This window comes from Kineosporia sp. R_H_3, assembly GCF_002198675.1.
GTDB lineage: Bacteria > Actinomycetota > Actinomycetes > Actinomycetales > Kineosporiaceae > R-H-3.
This window is the reverse complement of the sequence record NZ_MWLL01000140.1, coordinates 1-3,089: the sequence shown is the minus strand read 5'-3', so window position 1 is coordinate 3,089 and position 3,089 is coordinate 1. Positions and strand designations below refer to the sequence as shown.

The following is a 3,089-nucleotide window of genomic DNA, read 5'->3' as shown; positions in this document are numbered from 1 at the left end:
ACGGGTCACGTCCCCTGGCGTGGTGGAGTTCGGGTGAGGTCGTGGGCCGCGTGTCGATCATGACGTGAGCGGCCATCGTGCGACGGTCAGTGAGACCTGCTCAAGGGACTCACGGAAGGACACGACGCACGATGGCCTTGGACCATGCTGCCCTACTCGAGGTGTTGCAGACACTGACCGACGCTGATGTCAGCGACCGGGTCAGGGGTGCAGCGCAGACGATGTACCAGGCGTTGATCGACGCCGAGCTCACCGCGGTGATCGGTGCCGGCCCGTGGGAGCGGACCGACTCCAGGACGGCCCAGCGGAACGGGTCGCGGACGCGGACGTTCTCCACCCAGGCCGGGGACCTGGAGCTGCGGATCCCGAAGCTGCGCACGGGCAGCTTCTTTCCCTCGCTGTTGGAACGCCGTCGGCGGGTCGACCAGGCGCTCTACGCGGTGGTGATGGAGGCGTACGTCCACGGGGTCTCGACCCGCAAGGTCGACGACCTGGTCGCCGCTCTCGGGGTCACGACCGGGATCTCCAAGAGCGAGGTCTCCCGGATCTGCGCCGACCTGGACGTCGAGCTGGAGGCGTTCCGGACCCGGTCGCTGGCCGGTGCCGCCTACCCGTACGTGTTCCTGGACGCGACCTACTGCAAGGCCAGGGTCAACCACCAGGTCGTCTCCCAGGCCGTGGTCGTCGCGGTCGGCGTCTCCGCGGACGGCCGCCGGGAAGTTCTCGGCGTCGACGTCGGGGACAGTGAGAGCGGGGCGTTCTGGACCGCGTTCCTGCGCTCCCTGAAGGCCCGCGGCCTGACCGGGGTCCGGCTCGTGATTGCGGACGCGCACACCGGGCTGCGGCAGGCCGTCAACGCGGTCCTGCTCGGTGCCGGCGTCCAACGCTGCCGGGTGCACTTCCTGCGGAACATGCTCGCCCAGGTCCCCAAGGGCAACGCCGAGATGGTCGCCGCGACGATCCGCACCGTGTTCGCCCAGCCAGACGCCCAGCACGTCCGCGAGCAGTTCGATGTCATCGCGGGCATGCTCGCCCGGCAGTTCCCCAAGGCCGCCGACCTGATGGTCGCCGCGAAGGAAGACCTGCTCGCGTTCACCGTGTTCCCGGTCGTGCACTGGAAGAAGATCTGGTCGACCAACCCCCTCGAACGCTCGAACAAGGAGATCAAGCGCCGCACCGACGTCGTCGGGGTCTTCCCCAACCCGCCCTCGCTGACCCGGTTGGCCACCGCGGTCCTGGTCGAGCAGCACGACGAGTGGCAGGTCTCCGACCGCCGCTATCTCTCCGAAGCCTCGATGGCGCTCCTGGCCCTGCTCGACCAGAGCGATCAAACCGTCGTCACCGGCGAACTCCTCGCGGCATCATGAACACGCACTGACCCGCACGGTGTCGAGCCCGAACTCCACCACTCGGCGGGACGTGACCGCAGGACGACAGACGCTCCGCCGAGCATGAACAGGATCAGCGGAACCGGTAAGTCGTAGCGCTCTCCGAACGCATGCGTGAGCATTGGTCGACGCTAGCCGACGGTGTCGTCACACCCGCGCATCTCTGTACATCTGTAATCCGCACGCCATGTTCCATGATGCCGACGTGAGCGGCGACTCGGCCGGACCGATCGGTCGGGCCGGGAGTCCCACCCGCCAGCCCAGTGCGCAGAGAGCGAACGCGGTCGCGGCTGCGCTCGAGTGCGGACAATGCAGGCAGGCCGTCGCCTCCGTGCGACGGATATCGGCAGGACGCGGGCAAACGGTGCAGGAGTCCTGCCGGCGCATCGGCCTAACGTCGGGTTCCATGAACCCTCGTGCCGAGACCCCCACGAGCAGGAAAAGCGCGGCGCCGGGCGCAACGGCAAGAGGCCGACCTTGCTGACTTTCGCGTGCGGCGAGGTCCGCTGTCAAGCTCCCGGTCGGCCGCGGGGGTTGCCACGCAGGCTGGCAAGAATGAGCCCGGTGACGCCGGCGCAGAGCATTGTGTCGGCGAGGTTGAACGTTGGCCACCAACCGGTGTGCACGTAGTCGGTGACCACTCCGTCGCCGATGCGGTCGGCTAGATTGGACACGGCACCGGCCACGAGCGCGGCGCCCGCCAGGCGCGTAGCCCGACCAGCTGCAGGTGCCGCCCGCCAGACAGAAACGCCGATGGTGGCGGTGATAGCCCCGGTGACTGCAATGATCACCCAGGGAGGCAGCCAATTGCCGACACTAAACGCGACGCCCTTGTTGTACGTGAGCCGTAGCTCGATGAGTCCCAAATCGAGGTTGGTGTCCGCCAATCGGGCTTCGACAACCGCCTTCACGGTAAGATTCACGCCCGCCAGCACACCGACTGCGGCAAGCATCCTGGTGCGCACGCAACCTGCCGAGCGCATGGGCCTAGCCAAAGCGCCTGCTGTCATGCCGAGAATGGTGCCGTTGGCGAAAGCCAGACCTGTGACCGTGGCCGGCGACCGGTGAGCGGGCCGACAACGCTGTGTTTCTGGCGTCGAACGTCACCGAGGGTCTCTCACTCGAATCGTCCAGCGAGCACCGAGGGTGCGAGCAGGGCGGGTGGATCGTTCCACGGAATTGGAACTCTCTACGCCGAGCACGCCCTGCGTGGTCGCTCGCGACGTTGTCACCATGTGAGGCTACAGCTCGCCCCCGCGGCACCGGGATCTCGTAGTCACCGTCGATCACCGGGCAACAAACTGATCATCAGATGGGCGGGTCTGGCACCAACCCCGACCGCCGCGCGCTTGCCCGGTCTTCGTCCCACTGGCTTCCGTAGCCGCCCGACCGCAGGTGGAGGTCGGTGGACGCAACTCCAAGAGCCGCCGCTGCAGGTCTCAACCGCACCGCAGCGGGCGCATTCCATCGGCGGAACTCCCTAACGGCAGCGACACGCGTCCCAACGTCGAGTGGCGAACGAGCCCTGTGTCACGCCGCTCGTTCTGCCAGTCGCGCACGGGGCCGCCGACGGTCAGAGTTTCCTGTGCTCGATGGCGCGGACCGATGCCACCCACGCCAATGCAAGGCAGTGAACCGGGCGTGGAGCGACTACGTTCCGGAGGCGTGGGACCGACCGGCACCACGGACGAGCACCTCATG

Annotated in this window: 2 protein-coding genes; one reads left to right on the top strand and one right to left on the bottom strand. The window is 67.5% G+C overall.

What is annotated here, in order from left to right; genetic code table 11:
• Positions 1–131: 131 nt before the first annotated feature.
• Positions 132–1,367: an IS256 family transposase gene (locus tag ECOMGDLI_RS14205; RefSeq protein ID WP_088317482.1), complete on the top strand. Its 1,236-nt coding sequence runs from the start codon at positions 132–134 to the stop codon at positions 1,365–1,367.
• A gap of 530 nt (positions 1,368–1,897) precedes the next feature.
• On the opposite strand, the gene ECOMGDLI_RS14200 is transcribed toward ECOMGDLI_RS14205, so the two are convergent.
• Complete coding sequence (locus ECOMGDLI_RS14200) at positions 1,898–2,353, bottom strand: signal peptidase II (RefSeq protein ID WP_198954852.1); 456 nt, start codon at positions 2,351–2,353, stop codon at positions 1,898–1,900.
• Positions 2,354–3,089: the final 736 nt, after the last annotated feature.